Here is a 20,359-nt window from a genome sequence, read left to right on the forward strand (position 1 = left end):
CCGCGCTTCACTTCCGCCTCATGAGATCACTCAAGATCATGAGCATGCTCAGCGGGCTGGTGCTGGCCGCCGGGGCGCTGCTCACCGCCCACCCGGCCGCCGCCGACGGTCCGAACGGCCCGACGCCCCCGGCCGAGTTCACCAGCGACTGGCACGACCCGGTCACCGCCGGCCCACCCGTCGAGACCCCCGGCACCCGCAGCTGCGAGGTCACCCTCGCCGCCGCCCAGTTCCGCGACTTCACCCCGTACCAGGGCGGATACACCCCGCCCAAGGAGTGCGGCACCCGCTGGAACAAGGTCGTCCTCCGCCTCGAAGGAAGCGTCAAGGGCCGCCAGTACGACCGCCTCGGCTACGTCACCGTCGGAGGCGTGGAGATCCTCCGCACCTCGACGCCCCAGCCCTCGCCCGACGGCATCACCTGGTCCGTCGAGAAGGACGTCACGCGCTACCGCGACACCCTCAGCCGCCCGCAGCCCGTCGAAATGCTCATCGGCAATGTCGTGAACGAGACGTACACCGGCGTCCTCGACGTCCGCGTCACCCTCACCTTCCACACCGCCGAGGGCCGCGTGAAGCCCGCCGCCGGCACCCCCGACCGGGTGATCCCCCTCACCGGCTCCACCCTCACCACCCCGCGCAACACCGAACGGCTGCTCGCCGAGGTGTACGCCACCGGCTCCGGCGGCGGCTGCGAGGAGTACTGGTACCTCTCCGTCCCCGACGCCGCCCCGTACTCCTGCCGGGCGACCGACGGCCCGCACCGCGAGGTCCGCGTCTCCGTGGACGGCCGGCTCGCGGGCATCGCGGCTCCCTTCCCCACGGTCTGGACCGGCGGCTGGTCCAACCCCTTCCTCTGGTACGTCACCCCCGGCCCGCGCGCCTTCGACGTCCAGCCCATCGTCTACGACCTCACGCCCTTCGCCGCCCTCCTCAACGACGGCAGCGCCCACCGCGTGGAGGTCTCGGTCGCCGGCGTCCCGGCAGGCCTGAGCGGCTGGTCGCTCCCCACCAACATGCTGCTCTGGCAGGACGAGGGCAGCCGGGTCGTCACCGGCGGGCTCGACCGGCACCAGGAGAGCGCCCCGCGCAACTCCTCCGTGTACACGGCGGCCTCCGGCAGCTCCCCGCACGCCGTCGACACCGGCGCCGGGCACCGGCTCACCGTCGCCGGACACCTGAACACCTCGCACGGCAGGATCGCCACCACCGTCGACCGGACCGTCGGCCACACCTCAGCCCACCGCTGGGGCGAGAACGAGAACCCGGACGCGTTCACCGCGCGCTGGACGGACCACGAGACCGTGACCAGCGGCCGGACCGTCACCCGCGTCCACCGCGCGTACACCATGGACGGCGAGACGACGATCGGCGCGGGCGACCGGCTGCGGACGGTCCTCACGCTCGGGGACCGCGCCGACACGGTCGTCCTGCGCGACGGCCGGCGCCTCTCCTGGTCGCACCTGGACGACACGTACACCGGGGACGCGACGTACACCACGGGTGTCCCGCGCGACCAGCGGCACGCGGTCGGCACCACGACCGAGCGCTATCGGCTGTACGGCTCCGGCGGGTGCCACGACCGGACCCTGACGACGGTTCAGGGGACGCTCACCGAGGACCGGCGGCGCTGCTGAACACGACGGTGCCCGGCCCCCGCCCGCGGGGACCGGGCACCGTACCCCTCAGGAGGGCTTGACCGAGTCCACGCCCGAGCGGGCCTTGCGCCACTCGCCGCGCGTGAAGTCGGGGATCTCCTGGGGCGCGCCCTTCGCCTTGATCGAGGCGTGGCTCAGCGGCACCGGAGCCGTCCACGTGGCGGCGTCGTACACGTCGAAGTCCGGCACGAGACCCAGCCGCACGCACTGCATCAGGCGGTAGATCATGATGTAGTCCATGCCGCCGTGGCCGCCGGGCGGGTTGGCGTGTTCCTTCCAGAGCCAGTGGTCGAACTCGGCGGCGTAGGACGAGAAGTCGGCCCACTGGTCGTTCGTGTGGTCCGGCTCCAGGTAGATCCGGGCCGGGTAGTCCTCGAAGACGCCCCTCGTCCCGCCCAGACTGTTGATCCGGCTGTACGGGTGCGGGGTGGAGACGTCGTGCTCCAGCCGGATCACCCGGCCCTTGGCCGTCTGGACCATGCTGATCGTCCGGTCGCTCTCGATGTACGTCTCCTTCCAGCTCGGGTCGCCGGGCGGCATGTGCTCCGCGCGGTACTCGGCCAGGCCGAGCGCCGGGGTGCCGAAGCTGCTGATGCTCACCACCCGGTCGCCCCGGTTGACGTCCATGTAGTTGGCGACGGGACCGAAACCGTGGTTGGGGTAGAGGTCGCCGCGCAGCTTCGTGTGCCACAGCCGGCGCCACGGCCCCTCGTAGTACGTCGGCGAGAACATCAGGCCGCGAAGGTCGTGGTTGTACGCCCCCGCGCCGTGCAGCAGTTGGCCGAACTTGCCGGCGTGCGCCATGCGCAGGACCCGCATCTCGTTCCGCCCGTAGCAGCAGTTCTCCAGCTGCATGCAGTGGCGACGGGTCTGCTCGGAGAGGTCGACCAGCTCCCAGAGCTCGTCGAGCCGCATCGCGATCGGACACTCGACGCCGACGTGCTTGCCGTTCAGCATCGCCGCCCTGGCCATCGGGAAGTGCTGCTCCCAGGGAGTGGCCACGTACACGAAGTCGAGGTCGGAGCGGGCGCAGAGGTTCTCGTAGTCGTCCTCGCCGTGGGTGTACACGGCGGGGGCGGGCTGACCGGCGGCGACGACCTTGGCGGCGGCCCGCTCGGCCTTCTCCCGCACCGGATCGCAGACGGCCACCACCCGCACCCAGGGCAGCGCGAGGAAGAGACCGATCATGCCGTTGCCCCGGTTGCCGAGGCCGATGATCCCGACACGGACCGTGGAACGGCCCTCGAAGGGGACCCCGGCCATGGTCGCCCCACGACGCCTCGGCGTGTCCGCCGCGGCCGTCTCCGCCACCGCGGCCGCGGTCGTCGCGGTGGGCGCGGATCCGGTGGCGGCCTGGGCGGTCGGGGCGCCGACGGCGGCGATGCCGAGACCCGCTCCGGCCGCGCCGGCGGTGGTCTTGAGGACCTTGCGGCGGCTCGGGGTAGGCGGTACCTGCTCTTTCATGGAACCTCCAGGAGCTGTGTGCACGGCTGTTTCATGAATCCCGCACAGGACCCTGGCCCCCGTGAACGACGGTGCGCAAGGGCGCGGATAGGACTCTTGCGACGGGTAGTTGGACTTTACTGTTCCGGATATCGCATGGAGTTGTACGCTGCACCGGCCGTCACCCGAACATACGAAGGACCCCTCACCGGCCGGGGTGAGGGGTCTCTTCGGGGAGGTCGGCCCGCGGACTGACGGGGGGTCAGGGCCGGGTCGCGCGCTCCAGGGAGAGCAGCACCGACCGGTAGCTCCGGCCCGTCGCCCGGTCCATCCCGATCTCGCACATCCGGTTGGCCGACAGATGCACGTCGAAGGAACGGGCCGTCACCTCGGCGGCCTCGCGGGCGGTGGCGGAGGCGGTCAGCTCGGGGTGGAGCATCCCGCGGTCGCCCGCGAAGGCGCAGCAGCCCGCGTCGGCGGGGACGACGACCTCCTCCGCGCACGCCTCGGCGAGCCTGGTCAGCTGCTCCTCGTCGCCGAGGTGGCGCATGGAGCAGGTCGGATGGACGACGGCCGAAGTGACGCGGCGGCGCACGTCGAGCCGGGGGAGCAGCTCGTCGGCGGCCCAGACGAGGGAGTCGAGGACGGTGAGCTCGGCGTGCAGCTCGCGGTTGTCGTCGGTGAGGTAGGGGACGACGTCGTGCGCGATGCCGAGGGTGCAGGAGGAGGCGTCGACGACGAGGGGGAGCTTTCCGCCGGCGGTCCACCCCCAGGCCGCCTCCACGATCCGGTTGGCCATCACCTCGTTGCCCCGCTCGTACCCCTTGGAGTGCCAGATGGTGGCGCAGCACGTTCCCGCCACGTCGTCGGGGATCCACACCGGCTTCCCGGCCCGCGCGGACAGGGCGACGACGGCCTCCGGCAGGGACGGGCCGCTGTGGCCGTCGGGCCCCGCGAAGATGCGGTTGACGCAGGCGGGGTAGTAGACGGCGACGGCCGCGGGGCGGTGGGTGCGGGGCAGCCGGCGCGCGGCGGCGCCGGGGACCTCGGGCAGCCACTTCGGTACGAGGTCGGGGCGGATCGCCTTGCGGGCCAGGCCGGTCAGCCGCTCCAGGAGCCGGTCCCCGATCCGGTCCGCGGCGGCTACGGCGAGACGTGCCGAGGCCTCCACCGCGCGGAAGTTTTTCGCCGTGAGCGCGGCGATCCGCTCCTCGCGGGGGGAGTGGCGCTGGTGACGGAAGTCCTTCATCAGCGCGCCCGTGTCGATGCCGACGGGGCAGGCGAGTTTGCAGGTGGAGTCGCCGGCGCAGGTGTCGACGGCGTCGTAGCCGTACGCCTCCAGGAGGCGGGCCTCGACGGGGGAGCCGTCGGGCTGGCGCATCATCTCGCGGCGCAGCACGATCCGCTGGCGCGGTGTGGTCGTCAGGTCGTGGCTGGGACAGGTCGGTTCGCAGAAGCCGCACTCGATGCAGGGGTCGGCGATCAGTTCGACCTTGGGGATGGTCTTCAGGCCGCGCAGGTGGGCCTGCGGGTCGCGGTCGAGGACGATCCTGGGGGCGAGGACCCCGTCGGGGTCGATGACCTCCTTGATCCGCCACATCAGGTCGGTCGCCTTCGTGCCCCACTCCAGCTCCAGGAACGGCGCGATGTTGCGTCCGGTGGCGTGCTCGGCCTTCAGCGAGCCGTCGAACCGCTCCACGGTCAGCTTGCAGAACTCGTCCATGAAGGCCGCGTACCGCTCGACGTCGGAGGGGTCGCCGGCGTCGAAGGCGAGCAGGAAGTGGAGGTTTCCGTGGGCCGCGTGGCCGGCGACGGCCGCGTCGAAGCCGTGCCGGGACTGGAGGTCGAGCAGCTCGGCGCAGGCCTCCGCCAGCCGGTCCGGCGGCACCGCGAAGTCCTCGGTGATCAGCGTCGTCCCCGAGGGCCGCGAGCCGCCGACGGCCGTCACGAACGCCTTGCGGGCCTTCCAGTAGCCGTTGATCCTCTTCGGGTCGCGGGTGAACGCGTTCTCCACGGAGGCCACCGGGGCGACCAGATCGAGGCCGGCCAGGACCGAACCCGCCGCCCGCTCGTACGCCTCGCGCCCCGCCGCGTCCGGGGCCCGGAACTCCACCAGGAGCGCCGCCGTCTCCTTCGGCAGGTCCGCCCAGTCCGCCGGGACCCCGGAGACACTGACCGAGGCCCGCAGCGTGTTGCCGTCCATCAGCTCGACGGCGAGCGCCCCGGCCTCGTTGAACAGCGGCACGGCCGCCGCGGCGGCCGGCAGCGACGGGAAGAAGAGCAGGGCCGTGGAGACCTCGCGGTCCAGCGGGAGGGTGTCGAAGACGGTCTCGGCGATGAAGCCGAAGGTGCCCTCGGAGCCGACCATCAGGCCCCGCAGGATCTGCACCGGCGTGGAGCCGTCCAGGAAGGCGTCGAGCCGGTAGCCGTTGGTGTTCTTGATGGCGTACTTGGCCCGGATCCGGGCCGTCAGCTCGGCGTCCGCCTCGATCTCCGCCTTCAGCTCCATCAGCCCCGCGCACAGCCTCGGCTCGGCGCGCGCGAGCTCCTCGTCGGCCGTCGGGGCGGCCGTGTCGACCACCGTCCCGGACGGCAGGACGACGGTGAGCGAGGCCAGCGTCCGGTACGAGTTCCGGGTGGTCCCCGCGGTCATCCCCGAGGCGTTGTTGGCGACGACCCCGCCGAGCGTGCAGGCGATCGCGCTCGCCGGATCGGGCCCCAGGACCCGCCCGTGCGGCGCGAGCGCCGCGTTGGCCCGGACGACCGTCGTACCGGGGCGGATCCGGGCGCGGGCGCCGCCGTCCAGGACCTCGACGCCCGCCCAGTGGCGGCGGACGTCGACGAGGATGTCCTCGCCCTGCGCCTGGCCGTTGAGACTGGTCCCGGCGGCCCGGAAGACGACCTCGCGGCCCTTGCCGTGCGCGTACGACAGGACGGCGGAGATGTCGTCGATGTCCTCGGCGACCACGACGACCTGCGGGACGAAACGGTACGGGCTGGCGTCGGAGGCGTAACGGACCAGGTCGGAGAGGCCCGACAGGACCTTCTCCGCGCCGAGGAGCTCGGTCAGCTCCTCGCGCAGCCGCCGCGGCGTGCCCCGCGACTGGAGCTCGGGAACCCGGTCAGGGGCCGGACTCCGCTTCGTACCGGGGCGAAGGGCCTGCGGGTTCGGCTCAAGCAGCGGCATGTCACGGCTCCCCTTCGGCGCGTCCCCGTACCCGGGGGATCAGCAGCCGCTCTCCGGGACGCGGTCGACCAGAGCGGACAGCAGACCTCCGAGCACCTCGCGCTGATCGACGGTCAATGGAGCAAGGATGTCCTCTGCGGCCGCCCGGCGCGCGCTGCGCAGCTCGCGCAGCGTGGCGCGCCCCGCGTCGGTGAGCTCGATCCGGACCACGCGGCGGTTGCTCGGATCCGGGACCCTGCGCACCCGGCCGCCGGTCTCCAGGCCGTCGACGAGGCTGGTCACGGCCCTCGGGACGACTTCGAGCCGGGTCGCGAGATCGGCCATGCGGGGCGGCTCGCCGAAGTGCGCGACCGTGCGCAGGAGCCGGGACTGCGCGGGGGTGATGCCGACCGGCTCCAGGTGGTGCTTCTGGATGCGGTGCAGGCGCCGGGTGAGGCGCAGCAACTGCTCGGCGAGGACCCCGTCGGCATCGGCGTCGGTTCCGCTGAACCGGTGGTCGGTGCCGCTCGGGCGGTCGGAGGTGCTCATGCCGGGAACAATATCAGGACCTAGTTCATTGTGAGTGTAGGTAACAATGAGCTAGGGTCTTCATCGCCCGTAGAAGTCCGTCTCCCGAAGGAGCCCATGCGCCCCCACGACCAGTCCGACTGGACGCCCCCGCCCCGCGACTCCGGCCGGCCCAAGGAGCCCGCGCAGCTGCGGCGCATCCTGCGGCTCTTCCGTCCCTACCGTGCCCGCCTCGTGCTCGTCGGCCTCCTCGTCGGCGCCGCCTCGCTGGTCTCGGTCGCCTCGCCGTTCCTGCTCAGGGAGATCCTGGACACGGCGATCCCGCAGGGCCGTACGGGGCTGCTGAGCCTCCTCGCCCTCGGCATGATCGCCACCGCCGTCCTGACCAGCGTCTTCGGCGTGCTCCAGACGCTGATCTCCACCACCGTCGGCCAGCGCGTCATGCACGACCTGCGCACCGGGGTCTACGAGCAGCTCCAGCGGATGCCGCTCGCCTTCTTCACGCGCACGCGCACGGGCGAGGTCCAGTCCCGCATCGCCAACGACATCGGCGGCATGCAGGCGACCGTGACGTCCACGGCCACCTCGCTCGTCTCCAACCTCACCGCCGTCGTCGCGACCGTCGTCGCGATGCTCGCGCTCGACTGGCGGCTCACCGTCGTCTCCCTGCTCCTGCTGCCCGTCTTCGTCTGGATCAGCCGCCGCGTCGGCCGCGAGCGCAAGGCGATCACCACGCAGCGCCAGAAGCAGATGGCCGCGATGGCCGCGACCGTCACCGAGTCCCTCTCGGTGAGCGGCATCCTGCTCGGCCGGACCATGGGCCGCGCCGACTCCCTGACCAGGTCCTTCGCCGAGGAGTCCGAGCGCCTCGTCGACCTCGAAGTGCGCTCCTCCATGGCCGGACGGTGGCGCATGTCCACCATCGGCATCGTCATGGCCGCCATGCCCGCCCTGATCTACTGGGCCGCCGGCCTCGCGCTCCAGTCGGGCGGCCCCGCGATATCGCTCGGCACGCTCGTCGCCTTCGTCTCGCTCCAGCAGGGCCTCTTCCGGCCCGCCGTGAGCCTGCTCTCCACCGGCGTGCAGATGCAGACCTCGCTCGCGCTCTTCCAGCGCATCTTCGAATACCTGGACCTGCCCGTCGACATTTCCGAGCCCGCCGAGCCCGTCCGGCTCGCGAAGGTCCGCGGCGAGGTGCGCTTCGAGAAGGTCGAGTTCCACTACGACGCCGAGGGCCAGGGGCGCCCGACCCTCGACGGGATCGACGTCACCGTCCCCGCCGGCTGCAGCCTGGCCGTGGTCGGGCCCACCGGCTCAGGGAAGTCCACCCTCAGCTACCTCGTGCCCCGGCTGTACGACGTCACCGGCGGCCGGGTCGTCCTCGACGGCGTCGACGTGCGGGACCTCGACTTCGACACCCTGGCCCGTGCCGTCGGCGTCGTCTCCCAGGAGACCTACCTCTTCCACGCCTCCGTCGCCGACAACCTGCGCTTCGCCAAGCCGGACGCCACCGACGAGGAGATCGAGGCCGCCGCGCGCGCCGCGCAGATCCACGACCACATCGCCTCCCTGCCCGAGGGGTACGACACCCTCGTCGGGGAGCGCGGCTACCGCTTCTCGGGTGGCGAGAAGCAGCGGCTGGCCATCGCGCGCACGATCCTGCGCGACCCGCCGGTGCTCATCCTCGACGAGGCGACCAGCGCCCTCGACACGCGGACGGAGCACGCCGTGCAGCAGGCCATCGACGCGCTCTCGGCCGGCCGCACCACCATCACCATCGCCCACCGGCTCTCCACCGTCCGCGACGCCGATCAGATCGTCGTCCTGGAGTCGGGGCGGATCGCGGAGCGCGGGACGCACGAGGAGCTGCTCGCCCACGACGGGCGGTACGCCGCCCTGGTCCGCAGGGACGCCCGGGCCGCCGTGACGGGCGCCGCCGAAGCCCCCGCGGAGGGCCCCGCGGAGAGCGCCCCGGAAGGCGAACAAGCGAACGTGGGATCGGTTGTTCCCCAGAACGTGTGATCGTGCCGGGAATCGTTGCCCAACTCCCGTACGGCATCGGAAGATTACGGAGTGCGAGCGACGGGCTGCAGACCGCGACCGCACCGTCCCACTGATGTACCTGTACGAGGAGAAGCACCACCATGAACGTCATCACCGATCTGCTCGCCGGCGTCCTCCACTTCCTGGGTTGGCTCGTCTGACGATCGCAGTGCCCGGCGCCGTCGGTTCCCCGTCCCAGGGGACCGGCGGCGCCGCCGCGTGCGCGGGGCTCCCCGGAATCCCGTACGAGGCGGGTTAGCGTGCGGCCATGACGTACCGGCAGTCGTCACCGTACGCACCCCCACGCCGCTCCCGCCGCCCCTCGCTTCCCCGGCCTCCGCGCCGTGCCCGGCTCACCCGGCGCGGCCGTCTGGCACTCCTGCTCGGCGCCGTCGTCGCCGTGGCCGCCGCGGTCACCGTCCCGCTCCTGCTGCTCCCGGGCGACGAACCGGCGGTCGAGAAGCCCCGCGCCCTCCTCGTCCCGGAAGGGTGGCGGTCGGGGCAGGTCTACGCGGCCGTCGACCGGGCGCTCGGCCTGCCCGAGGGAACGGCGCGGAAGGCCGCGGCCGTGCCGGGCGCCGCCGTGCTCCCGCTCCCCGCCGAGGCCGGCGGAAACCCGGAGGGCTACCTCTTCCCCGCCACCTATCCGGTCGTGGCCGCCACCAGCCCCGAAGGCCTCCTCCGCTACATGGTGGAGACCGCGGGCAAACGGTTCGGCACCGAGCGGATCGCCGCGGGCGCGCGGGCGTACGGGATGAGCGTGTACCAGGCGGTGATCGCGGCCAGCATCGTGCAGGCGGAGGCCGACAGTCCCGAGGACATGGCCAAGGTCGCCCGGGTCGTGCACAACCGGCTGGCCCGGGGCATGGCCCTGCAGATGGACTCGACGCTGAACTACGCGCTGGGCCGCAGCACCGTCGACACGACCCTGGAGGACACCAAGAGCGCCAGCCCGTACAACACGTACGAGCGGAAGGGGCTGCCGCCGACGCCCATCGGGAACCCGGGGGAGCAGGCGGTGGACGCGGTGATCCGCCCGGCGGACGGGGACTGGCTGTACTTCGTCACCGTGGCCCCGGGGGACACCCGCTTCACGGCCGAATACGCGCTCCACCAGGAGAACGTGGCGGAGTTCAACGCGAACCGGCGCGCGGAACGCGCCGGCTGAGAGCCGCGCGCGGGTTCGCGCGCGCGGGTTCGGGTGGGCCGGTTCGCGCGGGCCGTTGCGCGCGGTCTCAGGCCGTCGGGGCGCCGGCGGTTGCGCGGGTCAGCAGGCGGCGGATGTCGGTGACGGCCGCGCGGCCGGCCCTGTTGGCGCCGATCGTCGAGGCCGACGGGCCGTAGCCGACGAGATGGACGCGCTCGTCCCGGACCGCTCGCGTGCCCTCCACCCGGATGCCGCCGCCCGGCTCCCGCAGGCGCAGCGGGGTCAGGTGGTCGATGGCGGCACGGAAGCCGGTCGCCCAGAGGATGACGTCCGCGTCGACGGTCCGCCCGTCGTCCCAGGCCACCCCGGTCGGCGTGATCCGGTCGAACATCGGCAGCCGGTCCATGACACCGCGCTCGCGCGCCGCGCGGATCGCGTCGTTGAGCGGGAGGCCGGTGACCGAGACGACGCTCTGCGGTGGCAGCCCGAGGCGTACCCGCTCCTCGACGAGCGCCACGGCGGCGCGGCCCTCCGCCTCCCCGAAGGGCCCCTCGCGGAAGACGGGCTCGCGCCGGGTCACCCAGGTCGTCTCGGCGGCGACCTCGGCGATCTCCATGAGGTGCTGGGTTCCGGAGGCCCCGCCGCCGACGACGATCACCCGCTTTCCGGCGAACTCCTCGGGGCCCGGGTAACCGGAGGTGTGCAGCTGGCGGCCCCGGAAGGTCTCCTGACCCTGGTACCGGGGCCAGAAGGGGCGGTCCCAGGTGCCGGTCGCGTTGATCAGGGCACGTGTCGCGTACGCGCCCTCGGAGGTCTCGACGAGCAGCCGCTCGCCGTCGCCCTCCCGGACGGCGGTGACGTCGACGGGCCGGTGGACCCGCAGGTCGAAGGTCCGCTCGTACGTGTCGAAGTACGCGCCGATCACCTCCGACGAGGGGCGCGCGGGGTCGGCGCCGGTCAGCTCCATGCCGGGCAGCGCGTACATGCCGTGCACCTTGCCGTACGTGAGGGACGGCCACCGGAACTGCCAGGCGCCGCCCGCGCGCGGGGAGTGGTCGAGCACGACGAAGTCCCGGTCGGGCTCCAGGCCGGCGCGCCGCAGGTGGAAGGCGGCCGAGAGGCCCGCCTGGCCGGCGCCGATGACGACGACGTCCACGGATGTGGCCCGGACCGCTGCTCCACCGAATTCGTTCACGGTTCTACTAACTCTTCGGGGGTCGGGGATCTTCCCGCGGGGCGACGAGCCCGCGCGCCACGAGCTCCGGCGTCACGCCCTCGCCGAACCAGTACGCCTCCTCCAGGTGCGGGTAGCCCGACAGGACGAAGTGCTCCACACCCAGGTCGTGGTACTCCTCGATGCGGTCCGCGACATCGGTGTGGCTGCCGACCAGCGCGGTTCCGGCCCCGCCCCTGACGAGGCCGACCCCCGCCCACAGGTTCGGCGAGATCTCCAGCTTGTCCCGGTCCAGGGAGCCGCGTCCGTGCAGGGCCAGCATCCGCTGCTGGCCGACGGACTCGGTGCGGCCGAGGAGCTCCTGCGCGGAGGCGACCGTCCCGTCGTCGAGGTCGGCGAGCAGCCGGTCGGCGGTCGCCCAGGCCTCCCGCGCCGAGTCGCGCGAGACCGTGTGCAGCCGGATCCCGAAGCGGACCGTCCGCCCGCGCTCCTCCGCGAGGCGACGGATCCAGTCGATCTTCTCCTTCACCTGCCACGGCGGCTCGCCCCAGGTCAGGTAGACGTCCGTGTGCTCCGCCGCGACCGGGCCCGCCGCCGACGACGAGCCGCCGAAGAAGACCTCCGGCAGCGGGTCCGGAGGTAGGGCGGTCAGCCCGCCCTCGATCCGGAAGTGCTCGCCGTCGAAGTCGAACGGCCGCCCGCTCCAGACGCCCCGGACCACCGAGAGGAACTCGGCCGTGCGCGCGTAGCGCCGGTCGTGGTCGAGGCGGTCGCCGAAGCGGCGCTGCTCGGCGGAGTCGCCGCCGGTCACCACGTTGAGGAGCAGCCGGCCCCGGGTGATGCGCTGGTACGTGGCCGCCATCTGCGCCGCGAGCACGGGCGAGATCACCCCCGGCCTGAACGCGACGAGGAACTTGAGGCGCTCGGTGTGCTGGGCGAGCGCGACCGTGGTCAGCCATGCGTCCTCGCACCACGTTCCGGTCGGGGTCAGCACCGCTTCAAAGCCCAACTGCTCGGCCGCTTTGGCGATTTGGGTCAGGTACGTGATGTCGGGGGCGCGCAGCCCCGGCACGGTCCCGTTCCGGGTGATCCCGCCGTCCGCGTACGCGTGCCGGTCGACGAGGGTCCGGCCGTCGCCGCCGGTCGGCAGGAACCAGTGCAGGTGGACGGTCATCAGGAGGCCTTTCCGTGAACGCGATGACGGTGCGCCACAGCGGCCGTGGGCGCGGAGCGGGCACGCGCGCACGACGAACAGGGCGTCAGGAGACAGAAGAGGTGAGGTGGGGGTGAAAGGGCGTCAGCGGCCGCGGCGACACGCGGCGGAGGCCACCCGCAGCAGGTCGATGTGACCGCGCGTGGTGAGCAGTGCTGAACGCAACATGGCGCGAACGTAGCCGCCCCCGTGGGCTGGGTCAACGGACGTCCCGGCGTGTGGACCTGCACGCTTGGCCGGAATTCGCCTTGTGGTCGAATCCCGGACCCCCTTTTACCTCTCGCTAAGGTTAGGCTAACCTTCGGGGCGTGCAAGCAGGTGAACAGACCTCCGCGGCCCCAGGCCCCCACGGTCACGAACTCTCGGCCATGGGTGTCACCGTGGCGTACGAAGGCGTCGACGTCGTCCACGACGCGGCCATGACGCTGCGCCCCGGCGAAGTGACCGTCCTGGTCGGCCCGAACGGCAGCGGCAAGTCCACGCTGCTGCGCACCATCGCGCGCCTTCAGCAGCCCCGGACCGCCACGCTCGTCCTCGACGGCGAGACGGACGGTCTCGCCCTGAGCCCCCGTGAGTTCTCGCGCCACGTCGCCCTGCTCACCCAGGGACGCCCCACGCCCAGCGGGCTCACGGTCAGGGACGTGGTCGAGTTCGGCCGCTACCCGTACCGGGGGCGCTGGGGCAAGGCCGACCCGGACGGCAGGGAAGCGGTGGACCGCGCGCTCGCCATGACGGGCGTCACGGAACTCGCGGAGCGCGGCGCCGAGCACCTCTCCGGCGGCCAGCTCCAGCGCGTCTGGCTCGCCGGCTGCCTCGCGCAGCAGACGGGCGTGCTGCTGCTCGACGAACCCACGACCTACCTCGACCTCCGCTACCAGGTCGAACTCCTCGACCTCATGCGCGACCTGGCGGACGACCACGGCATCGCCGTCGGCGCCGTCCTCCACGACCTCGACCAGACCGCGGCCGTCGCCGACCGGATCGTCCTGCTCGACGCGGGACGGGTCGTCGCGGACGGCGCCCCCGAGGACGTACTGACTCCCGAGCGGCTGACCGCCACGTACGGCATCCGCATCGACGTAGACACCGATCCACTCACCGGCCGGCTGCGCACCCGTGCGATAGGCCGCCACCACTCGCGAAGCGAAAGGCTCAGCACCACATCATGAGACGACTTCTCCTCACCGCGGCGGCCGCCACCACCGCGGCCCTCGCCCTGTCCGCCTGCGGTACCACCGAGCCCGCCGCCGACGACGCGAAGAAGAGCACCGAGCGCATCACCCTCACCGACTCCACGGGCGAGAAGGTCGAGCTCGACGGCCCCGCCAAGAAGGTCGTCGGCACCGAGTGGAACGTCGTCGAGCACCTGATCACGCTGGGCGTCGACCCGGTCGGCGTCGCCGACGTCAAGGGCTACAAGACGTGGGACACCGCCGTCCCGCTCAAGAACGAGCCGAAGGACATCGGCACCCGCGGCGAGCCCAGCGTGGAGACCGTCGCCGCCCTCAAGCCCGACCTCATCGTCGCCACCACCGACCTGCCGCCGGCCGCCGTGAAGCAGCTGCGCAAGGTCGCCCCGGTCCTGACGCTGAAGGCCGCCGACGCCGCCGACCCGATCGGCCGGATGAACGCGGACCTCGACGCCATCGCCCAGGCGACCGGCACCACGCAGAAGTCCGAGGAGCTCAAGAAGGAGTTCCAGGCGAAGCTCGACGAGGGCAAGAAGAAGCTCGCCGACGCCGGTCTCGCCGGGACGAAGTACGCCTTCGCCGACGGCTACGTGATGTCCAACCAGGTCTCGATCCGCCCCTACACCAGCGGTTCGCTGATCGGCGCGGTCAACGAGAAGCTCGGCCTGAAGAACGCCTGGACCGTCAAGGGCGACCCGGCCTACGGCCTCGGCGCCACCGACGTCGAGGGCCTCACCAAGCTCGGTGACGTGCAGTTCGCCTACGTCGGCAACGACGGCGACGCCGGCAGCACGCCGTTCACCGGCGTCCTCGCCAAGGACAAGGTCTGGACGTCCCTGCCGTTCGTCAAGAAGGGCAACGTGCACCGTCTGCCCGACGGCATCTGGATGTTCGGTGGCCCCCAGTCGATGAGCACGTACGTCGACTCCGTCGTCGCCGCGCTGACGAAGTAACACCATGGCCGTCACCGCAACCACCCCCGCCACCCGTCCGCCGACGGCCACGTCCCGGACGGGCGCGGCCCCGGTGACGGCCGCCCTGGTCCTCCTCGTCGCGGTCCTCGCGCTCGTGGACATCACCCAGGGCACCGCCGCGGTCGGCGCGCCCGAGGTGTGGAAGGCGTTCACGGGCCAGGCCGATCCGGCCGACGCGTCCGTCGTCGTCGCCTCCCGCCTGCCGAGGATGACCGCCGGCCTCCTGGTCGGCGCCGTCCTCGGCATCGCGGGCGCCGCCCTCCAGGCCGTCAGCCGCAACGTCCTCGCCTCGCCCGACACCCTCGCCGTCAACGCGGGCTCCTACTTCGCGCTCGGCCTCACCGCCGCCTTCGGCCTCTCGCTGCCGCTGTTCGCCTCCTCGGCGTTCGCGTTCGCCGGCGGTCTCGCGGCCGCGGCCGTCGTCCTCTCCCTCTCGGGCCTGGGCGCCGGAACCGTCCGCCTCGTCCTCGCGGGCAGCGCCCTCACCCTCGGCCTCACCGCCGTCACCGAAGCCCTGCTCCTGCTGTTCCCCGCGGAGACCGAGGGCCTCTACGACTGGAACCAGGGCAGCATCGGCCAGAACGGCTTCGACGGCGTCCTGCAGATGGCCCCCATCGCCGTCGTCGGCCTCGTCGGACTGCTGCTCCTCGCCCGCCGGGTCGACGCCCTCGCCCTCGGCGACGACGCCGCCCGCGGCCTCGGCGTGCCCGTCCGCGCCACCCGGGTCACCGCCGTCGTCCTCGCCGCCCTCCTCTCCACGGCCGCCGTCACCCTCGCCGGACCCGTCGGCTACGTCGGTCTGTGCGCCCCCGCGCTCGTCAGGCCCCTCGCCCGCAGGTTCCGCGGCTTCACCCGCACCCGGGGCTTCCTGCCCGCCGCCGGACTCGTCGGCGCCGCGCTCGTCCTCGGCTCCGACGTGCTGTTGCGGGCCGTCATCCCGGCGGACGTGGCGGTCGCCGTGCCCACCGGCGTGGTCACCAGCCTCGTCGGCGCGGTCTTCCTGATCGTCATGGCCATCCGCGTCCGGGACACGGCCGGCACCACCGCCACCGAGCGGCTGCGCATCAGGAGCCGGGCCCGCTTCCTCACCACCACCGCCGTCCTGGTGGCCGCCCTGGTCGGCGTCGCCATCGCCGGCGTCCTCCTCGGCGACAGCAAACTCCTCCTCGGCGACGTCGTGAACTGGGCCCAGGGACAGGCCGGCCGGACCGTCACCTTCGTCCTCGACACCAGGGTGCCCCGCGTCCTCGCCGCCCTCTTCGCCGGCGCCGCGCTCGCCCTGGCCGGCACCCTCGTCCAGGCCGTCACCCGCAACCCGCTCGCCGAACCCAGCGTCCTGGGCGTCTCCGGAGGCGCCGCGCTCGGCGCCGTACTCCTCGTGACGACCGTGCCCGTGGCCGGTTCGTGGGGCATGGCCGGCGCCGCGTTCGCGGGCGCCGCAGCCAGCTCGGTCCTCGTCTTCGGACTTGCCGCGCGGGGCGGGTTCCAGCAGAACCGGCTCGTCCTCGTCGGCTTCGGCGTCGCCATCGCCGCGTCCGCCCTGATCAGCCTCCTGATCATCCTCACCGACCCGTTCAACGCGACGAAGGCCCTCACCTGGCTGTCGGGCTCCACCTACGGGCGGTCCCTGCCCGACGTGGTCCCCCTCATCGGCGTCCTCGCCGTGAGCGCGGCCGTCGCGTTCGCCCGGCGCACCGAACTCGACCTCGTCTCGCTCGACGAGGACACCCCGCGCCTCCTCGGCCTCGGCCTGGGACGCGCACGCCTCGGCTTCCTCGCCCTCTCCGTCCTGCTCACCGCCACCGCCGTCGCCGCCGCCGGAGCGATCGCCTTCGTGGGACTCGTCGCACCGCACGCGGCCCGCGCCCTCGTCGGCCGGCACCACACGCGCGTGCTCCCGGTCGCGGTGCTCCTCGGCGCCGTCCTCGTCTGCACCGCGGACCTCGTGGGCCGTACCGTCATCGCCCCGGCCCAGCTCGGCGCCGGCCTCATGACGGCCGTGATCGGCACCCCGTACTTCCTCTACCTGCTGGTACGCAGCCGGGGCTAGCCACGGGCAGGAGCGCGCCGGTCGCGGGCGGGGGAACCGCGACCGGCGGGCCGAAGACCCGGGAGGCTTCCAGGGCAGGGCCTAAGCTGCGATCCGGCACAGGCCCCGACCCAGGAGCGCACCTCATGTTCAGCGACCGGAAGTTCCCCTACCCCGACGCCCTGCGAGCCGACGCGGCGCCCGCCCCGCACGCGCTCCTCGCGCCGGTCACCGGTCTCCTGGGCACCTGGGTCGGCCGCGGCCGCGGCTCGTACCCGACGCTCGCGGAGGAGTTCACGTACGAGCAGGAGGTCACCTTCAGCCACGACGGGCGCCCCTTCCTCCACTACGAGGCCCGCGCCTGGATCGTCGACGCCGACGGCACCCCGCAGCGGCCCGCCGCCCGGGAGAGCGGCTGGTGGCGGATGCAACCCGACGGGCGCGTCGAGGCGCTGATCACCCAGCCCACCGGGATCGCCGAGATCCTCGTCGGCGGCGCGGCCGACGGCGCGATCGACCTCACCACCCATCAGGTGGCGCTCACCCCCACGGCCAAGGACGTGACCGGCACCCGCCGCCGCTACACCCTGACGGACGAGGACACCCTCGACTTCCGCCACGACCTCGCGGCGGTCGGACAGCCGCTCCAGTACCACCTTTCGGCACACCTCCGACGCGAGAACGGGAACTGAGTCCATGCAGCAGCCTGTGAGCGACGCCGATCCGTACCTGTGGCTGGAAGAGGTGTCGGGCGAGGCGGCGCTGGCCTGGGTGGCCGAGCGGAACACCGAGACCGCCGACGCCCTGGCCGCCGACCCCGCGTTCGCCCCGCTCAAGGAGCGCCTGCGCGAGGTGATGGACGCCTCCGACCGCATCCCGTACACCGTCCGCCGCGGCGCGCACCTCTACAACTTCTGGCGCGACGCCGAGCACGTGCGGGGCGTGTGGCGGCGCACCACCCTGGAGCAGTACCGCAAGGACGCCCCCGAGTGGGAGGTCCTCCTCGACGTCGACGCGCTCGCCGCGGCCGAGGACGAGAAGTGGGTCTGGGACGGGGCCCGCGTCCGCCGCCCCGACCACGACCGGGCGCTGGTACGCCTGTCGCGCGACGGCGGGGACGCCGTGGTGGTCCGGGAGTTCGACCTCGGCACCCGGCGGTTCGTCGAGGACGGCTTCCGGGTCGAGGAGGCGAAGACCCGGACCGGCTGGATCGACGACGACACCCTCTTCGTCGGTACGGACACGGGGCCCGGCTCGCTCACCGACTCCGGCTACCCGCGGCAGGTCCGCAGGTGGCGACGGGGCACCCCGGTGGCGGACGCCGAGCTCGTCTACGAGGCCGCGCAGGGCGACGTGTCGGCCTGGGGGTACCGCGACAGCACGCCCGGCTTCGAGCGGGACTTCGTCGGCCGCGCCCTCGACTTCTTCCGCAGCGAGACGTACCTCCTGCGGCCCGACTCCACGCTCGTCAGGATCGACGTCCCCGAGGACGCCGTCGCGTACGCCCACCGCCGGCATCTGATCGTCTCCCTGAAGTCCGACTGGCTCGGGCAGCCGACCGGCTCCCTCCTCGCCTTCGACTTCGACGCCTTCCTGGCGGGCGACCGCACCCCCGAGGTGCTGTTCGCCCCGGACGCGCGGACGGCCCTGGCCGGGCACGCGTGGACCCGTCGCCATCTGATCCTGGAGACGATGCACGACGTCAGCACCCGCATCGAGGTCCTCACCCCCGACCCCGACGGCGGCTGGACCCGCGAACCGCTCGTCGGCGTACCGGAACTGTCCGCCGTCAGCGTCGTCGACACCGACCCCGACGTCTCCGACGAGTACTTCCTCGACGTGTCGGGGTTCCTCCAGCCCTCCACCCTGTACCGGGGGAGCATCGGCGCCGACACGGAACTCCTCAAGCAGGCCCCGGACCGCTTCTCCGCCGCCGGACTCACGGTGGAGCAGTACTTCGCGACCTCCCGGGACGGCACGAGCGTCCCGTACTTCGTCATCGGCCCCGACCACGCCGCCACCGGCCCCGGCCCCACGCTGCTCTACGGCTACGGCGGCTTCGAGGTCTCCCTCACGCCCTACTACGGCTCCGTGACGGGCCGGGCGTGGCTGGAGCGCGGCGGCACGTACGTCATCGCGAACATCCGTGGCGGCGGCGAGTACGGACCGGACTGGCACCAGGCCGCGCTGGGCGCGGACCGGCCGCGGGCCTTCGAGGACTTCGCGGCCGTCGCCGAGGACCTCGTCACGCGGGGCGTCACCACCCCGGCCATGCTCGGCGCCTCCGGAGGCAGCAACGGCGGCCTGCTCATGGGCGCGATGCTCACCCGCCACCCCGAGCTGTTCGGCGCGATCGTCGCGCAGGTGCCGCTGCTCGACATGACCCGCTTCCACAAGCTCCTCGCGGGCGCGTCCTGGATCGCCGAGTACGGCGACCCCGACGACGAGGCCGATCTGCCGCACCTCCGCGACATCTCCCCGTACCACCGCCTCGCGGCGGACGCGGCCTACCCGCCGGTGCTCCTGATGACCTCGACCCGCGACGACCGCGTCCACCCCGGCCACGCCCGCAAGACGGCGGCGCGGCTGCGGGAACTCGGCCATCCGGTGCTGTTCCACGAGAACACCGGCGGCGGACACGCGGGCGCCGGCGACAACGAACAGGCAGCGCACAACAGCGCTCTTGTGCACACCTTCCTGTGGCAGCGGCTCGGCGGCGGCCCGGCCACCGACTGACTGTCACGTCGGACTGGGCGGGCCCGGCGTCACGGGCCGCCCGGCCTTGCGGACCGGCGTCACAGCCAGCCGGAGCGCTGGGCCTGCAATGCCATCTGGAACCGGCTCGTGGCGCCGAGCCGGGCCATCAGGATCTGGATCCGGCGGAACAGCGTGCGGCGGCTGATGCCGAGCTCCCGGGCGATCACATCGTCGCTCGCGCCGCCCGCGAGCAGCCACAGCAGGCGCCGGTCGGAGGGCGGCAGGCCGCCCGGGCGGGCGATGTGGCCGTGGAACGGGAGGGCGTTCTGCCAGGCCTGCTCGAACAGCGCCACGAGCGCCGAGAGCAGGCCGCAGGGCTGTACGACCAGCATCGTGTTGTGGACGTCGGCCTCCTTGATCGACAGCGACACGAGCGCGTACGCGTCGTCGATGATCACCAGCTTGACCGGCACCGACGGCAGCACCCGCGCCTGCTCGCCGGCCTCGATGCACGGCTCGATCGCCGACTCCAGATTGCCCGGCAGCTCCAGCGACTCCCGCGAGTACACGACGCGCTGCGTCACCCCGCGGGCGAGGGTGGCCAGCGCGTCCTCGGTGGCGCCGGGCAGCGGGAAGTACGGCGGGGAGTCGAGCTGGCGGATCTGATGACGGGCACTGGCCCAGGCCTGCCGCATCCGGAGGCCGATCGCGTCGCCCGTGACGATCTCCACGAGGTGGTCGGTGTCGCCGGCGAGCCGCCGCCTCCGGAACGACTCGAACGCGCCCCCGACGGTGATGCGCGACTCGTCGAGCTCGGCCGCCCGGTGCCGGCCGAGGATCTCCAGGCCCGCGGCGGGCGGAACGGGCGCCACGACGTCCTCGCCCTCCGCGGCGGCGCTCGCGAGGCCCGCGTCGACGAGGGCGCCGTACGCCGCTGAAAGCTCCGCTCCCTCCACCCCGGCCGCCGCACCGATCGCACTCAGCGGCGCGGGCGCCAGATCGAGGAGTGCCAGGTAGACCCGCACCGCGTCGTGCCCGATCCCGAGCAGCCGGAGGGCCTCACCGAGTTTCGCGTTCGCCATGGGCCGCATTATCGA

15 protein-coding genes are annotated in these 20,359 nt (G+C 72.8%); 8 read left to right on the plus strand and 7 right to left on the minus strand.

The genetic code is table 11. The annotated features are described in order from the left end of the window. The first annotated feature begins 20 nt into the window (after window positions 1-20). Window positions 21-1,637, plus strand: coding sequence for a peptide-N4-asparagine amidase (locus tag ACIBG6_RS00775; protein ID WP_399220298.1), 1,617 nt, complete (start codon window positions 21-23; stop codon window positions 1,635-1,637). Between the two features lie 48 nt (window positions 1,638-1,685). On the opposite strand, the gene ACIBG6_RS00780 is transcribed toward ACIBG6_RS00775, so the two are convergent. The 3 genes from ACIBG6_RS00780 to ACIBG6_RS00790 form a co-directional block, all read right to left on the minus strand. Continuing rightward, window positions 1,686-3,122 carry a Gfo/Idh/MocA family protein gene (locus tag ACIBG6_RS00780; protein ID WP_399220299.1) on the minus strand — a complete coding sequence of 479 codons (1,437 nt, stop codon included), beginning with the start codon at window positions 3,120-3,122 and terminating at the stop codon, window positions 1,686-1,688. A gap of 241 nt (window positions 3,123-3,363) precedes the next feature. Further along, entirely contained in the window at window positions 3,364-6,288 is a 2,925-nt protein-coding gene (locus tag ACIBG6_RS00785) for an FAD-binding and (Fe-S)-binding domain-containing protein (RefSeq protein ID WP_399220300.1), read from the minus strand. Between the two features lie 39 nt (window positions 6,289-6,327). After that, entirely contained in the window at window positions 6,328-6,816 is a 489-nt protein-coding gene (locus ACIBG6_RS00790; RefSeq protein WP_399220301.1) for a MarR family winged helix-turn-helix transcriptional regulator, read from the minus strand. Between the two features lie 96 nt (window positions 6,817-6,912). On the opposite strand from ACIBG6_RS00790, the gene ACIBG6_RS00795 reads away from it, so the two are divergent. Together ACIBG6_RS00795 and mltG are read left to right on the plus strand one after the other, a co-directional pair. Then, complete coding sequence (locus tag ACIBG6_RS00795; protein WP_399220302.1) at window positions 6,913-8,817, plus strand: ABC transporter ATP-binding protein; 1,905 nt, start codon at window positions 6,913-6,915, stop codon at window positions 8,815-8,817. Between the two features lie 289 nt (window positions 8,818-9,106). After that, complete coding sequence (gene mltG / locus ACIBG6_RS00800; RefSeq protein ID WP_399220303.1) at window positions 9,107-10,006, plus strand: endolytic transglycosylase MltG; 900 nt, start codon at window positions 9,107-9,109, stop codon at window positions 10,004-10,006. A gap of 67 nt (window positions 10,007-10,073) precedes the next feature. On the opposite strand, the gene ACIBG6_RS00805 is transcribed toward mltG, so the two are convergent. The 3 genes from ACIBG6_RS00805 to ACIBG6_RS00815 form a co-directional block, all read right to left on the minus strand. Continuing rightward, window positions 10,074-11,180, minus strand: coding sequence for an NAD(P)-binding domain-containing protein (locus tag ACIBG6_RS00805; protein WP_399220304.1), 1,107 nt, complete (start codon window positions 11,178-11,180; stop codon window positions 10,074-10,076). 7 nt (window positions 11,181-11,187) lie between these two features. Then, entirely contained in the window at window positions 11,188-12,333 is a 1,146-nt protein-coding gene (locus ACIBG6_RS00810; protein ID WP_399220305.1) for an LLM class flavin-dependent oxidoreductase, read from the minus strand. Window positions 12,334-12,456: 123 nt separating this feature from the next. Then, window positions 12,457-12,540: a putative leader peptide gene (locus ACIBG6_RS00815; protein WP_313884353.1), complete on the minus strand. Its 84-nt coding sequence runs from the start codon at window positions 12,538-12,540 to the stop codon at window positions 12,457-12,459. Window positions 12,541-12,740: 200 nt separating this feature from the next. On the opposite strand from ACIBG6_RS00815, the gene ACIBG6_RS00820 reads away from it, so the two are divergent. The 5 genes from ACIBG6_RS00820 (at window position 12,741) to ACIBG6_RS00840 (ending at window position 19,301) form a co-directional block, all read left to right on the plus strand. Further along, the gene (locus ACIBG6_RS00820) at window positions 12,741-13,541 is read left to right on the plus strand and encodes an ABC transporter ATP-binding protein (protein ID WP_399221144.1); all 801 of its coding nucleotides are present in this window, start codon (window positions 12,741-12,743) and stop codon (window positions 13,539-13,541) included. Then, window positions 13,538-14,515, plus strand: coding sequence for an ABC transporter substrate-binding protein (locus ACIBG6_RS00825; protein ID WP_399220306.1), 978 nt, complete (start codon window positions 13,538-13,540; stop codon window positions 14,513-14,515). Before ACIBG6_RS00820 ends, ACIBG6_RS00825 begins: the two co-directional genes overlap by 4 nt. A 4-nt stretch (window positions 14,516-14,519) precedes the next feature. Then, the gene (locus tag ACIBG6_RS00830) at window positions 14,520-16,586 is read left to right on the plus strand and encodes an iron ABC transporter permease (RefSeq protein ID WP_399220307.1); all 2,067 of its coding nucleotides are present in this window, start codon (window positions 14,520-14,522) and stop codon (window positions 16,584-16,586) included. Window positions 16,587-16,711: 125 nt separating this feature from the next. After that, window positions 16,712-17,257: an FABP family protein gene (locus ACIBG6_RS00835; RefSeq protein WP_399220309.1), complete on the plus strand. Its 546-nt coding sequence runs from the start codon at window positions 16,712-16,714 to the stop codon at window positions 17,255-17,257. A 4-nt stretch (window positions 17,258-17,261) separates the two neighbouring features. Next, a complete protein-coding gene (locus ACIBG6_RS00840) occupies window positions 17,262-19,301 on the plus strand; it encodes a prolyl oligopeptidase family protein (RefSeq protein ID WP_399220311.1) in 2,040 nt (679 codons plus the stop codon). Between the two features lie 59 nt (window positions 19,302-19,360). Here the strand turns inward: ACIBG6_RS00840 and ACIBG6_RS00845 are convergent, their stop codons facing one another. Then, window positions 19,361-20,344 (minus strand): LuxR family transcriptional regulator, encoded by a 984-nt coding sequence (locus tag ACIBG6_RS00845; RefSeq protein WP_399220313.1) that lies wholly within the window; start codon window positions 20,342-20,344, stop codon window positions 19,361-19,363. Between the last annotated feature and the right edge of the window lie 15 nt (window positions 20,345-20,359).

The sequence above is a fragment of the Streptomyces sp. NPDC050842 genome (assembly GCF_044456565.1).
Lineage (GTDB): Bacteria > Actinomycetota > Actinomycetes > Streptomycetales > Streptomycetaceae > Streptomyces.

Bases quoted from the DNA above. Each gene is read 5' to 3' on its own strand.
- ACIBG6_RS00775 (WP_399220298.1), top strand. From the start codon at position 21: ATGAGATCACTCAAGATCATGAGCATGCTCAGCGGGCTGGTGCTGGCC.
- ACIBG6_RS00780 (WP_399220299.1), bottom strand. From the start codon at position 3,122: ATGAAAGAGCAGGTACCGCCTACCCCGAGCCGCCGCAAGGTCCTCAAG.
- ACIBG6_RS00785 (WP_399220300.1), bottom strand. From the start codon at position 6,288: ATGCCGCTGCTTGAGCCGAACCCGCAGGCCCTTCGCCCCGGTACGAAG.
- ACIBG6_RS00790 (WP_399220301.1), bottom strand. From the start codon at position 6,816: ATGAGCACCTCCGACCGCCCGAGCGGCACCGACCACCGGTTCAGCGGA.
- ACIBG6_RS00795 (WP_399220302.1), top strand. From the start codon at position 6,913: ATGCGCCCCCACGACCAGTCCGACTGGACGCCCCCGCCCCGCGACTCC.
- mltG (WP_399220303.1), top strand. From the start codon at position 9,107: ATGACGTACCGGCAGTCGTCACCGTACGCACCCCCACGCCGCTCCCGC.
- ACIBG6_RS00810 (WP_399220305.1), bottom strand. From the start codon at position 12,333: ATGACCGTCCACCTGCACTGGTTCCTGCCGACCGGCGGCGACGGCCGG.
- ACIBG6_RS00815 (WP_313884353.1), bottom strand. From the start codon at position 12,540: ATGTTGCGTTCAGCACTGCTCACCACGCGCGGTCACATCGACCTGCTG.
- ACIBG6_RS00820 (WP_399221144.1), top strand. From the start codon at position 12,741: ATGGGTGTCACCGTGGCGTACGAAGGCGTCGACGTCGTCCACGACGCG.
- ACIBG6_RS00825 (WP_399220306.1), top strand. From the start codon at position 13,538: ATGAGACGACTTCTCCTCACCGCGGCGGCCGCCACCACCGCGGCCCTC.
- ACIBG6_RS00830 (WP_399220307.1), top strand. From the start codon at position 14,520: ATGGCCGTCACCGCAACCACCCCCGCCACCCGTCCGCCGACGGCCACG.
- ACIBG6_RS00835 (WP_399220309.1), top strand. From the start codon at position 16,712: ATGTTCAGCGACCGGAAGTTCCCCTACCCCGACGCCCTGCGAGCCGAC.
- ACIBG6_RS00840 (WP_399220311.1), top strand. From the start codon at position 17,262: ATGCAGCAGCCTGTGAGCGACGCCGATCCGTACCTGTGGCTGGAAGAG.
- ACIBG6_RS00845 (WP_399220313.1), bottom strand. From the start codon at position 20,344: ATGGCGAACGCGAAACTCGGTGAGGCCCTCCGGCTGCTCGGGATCGGG.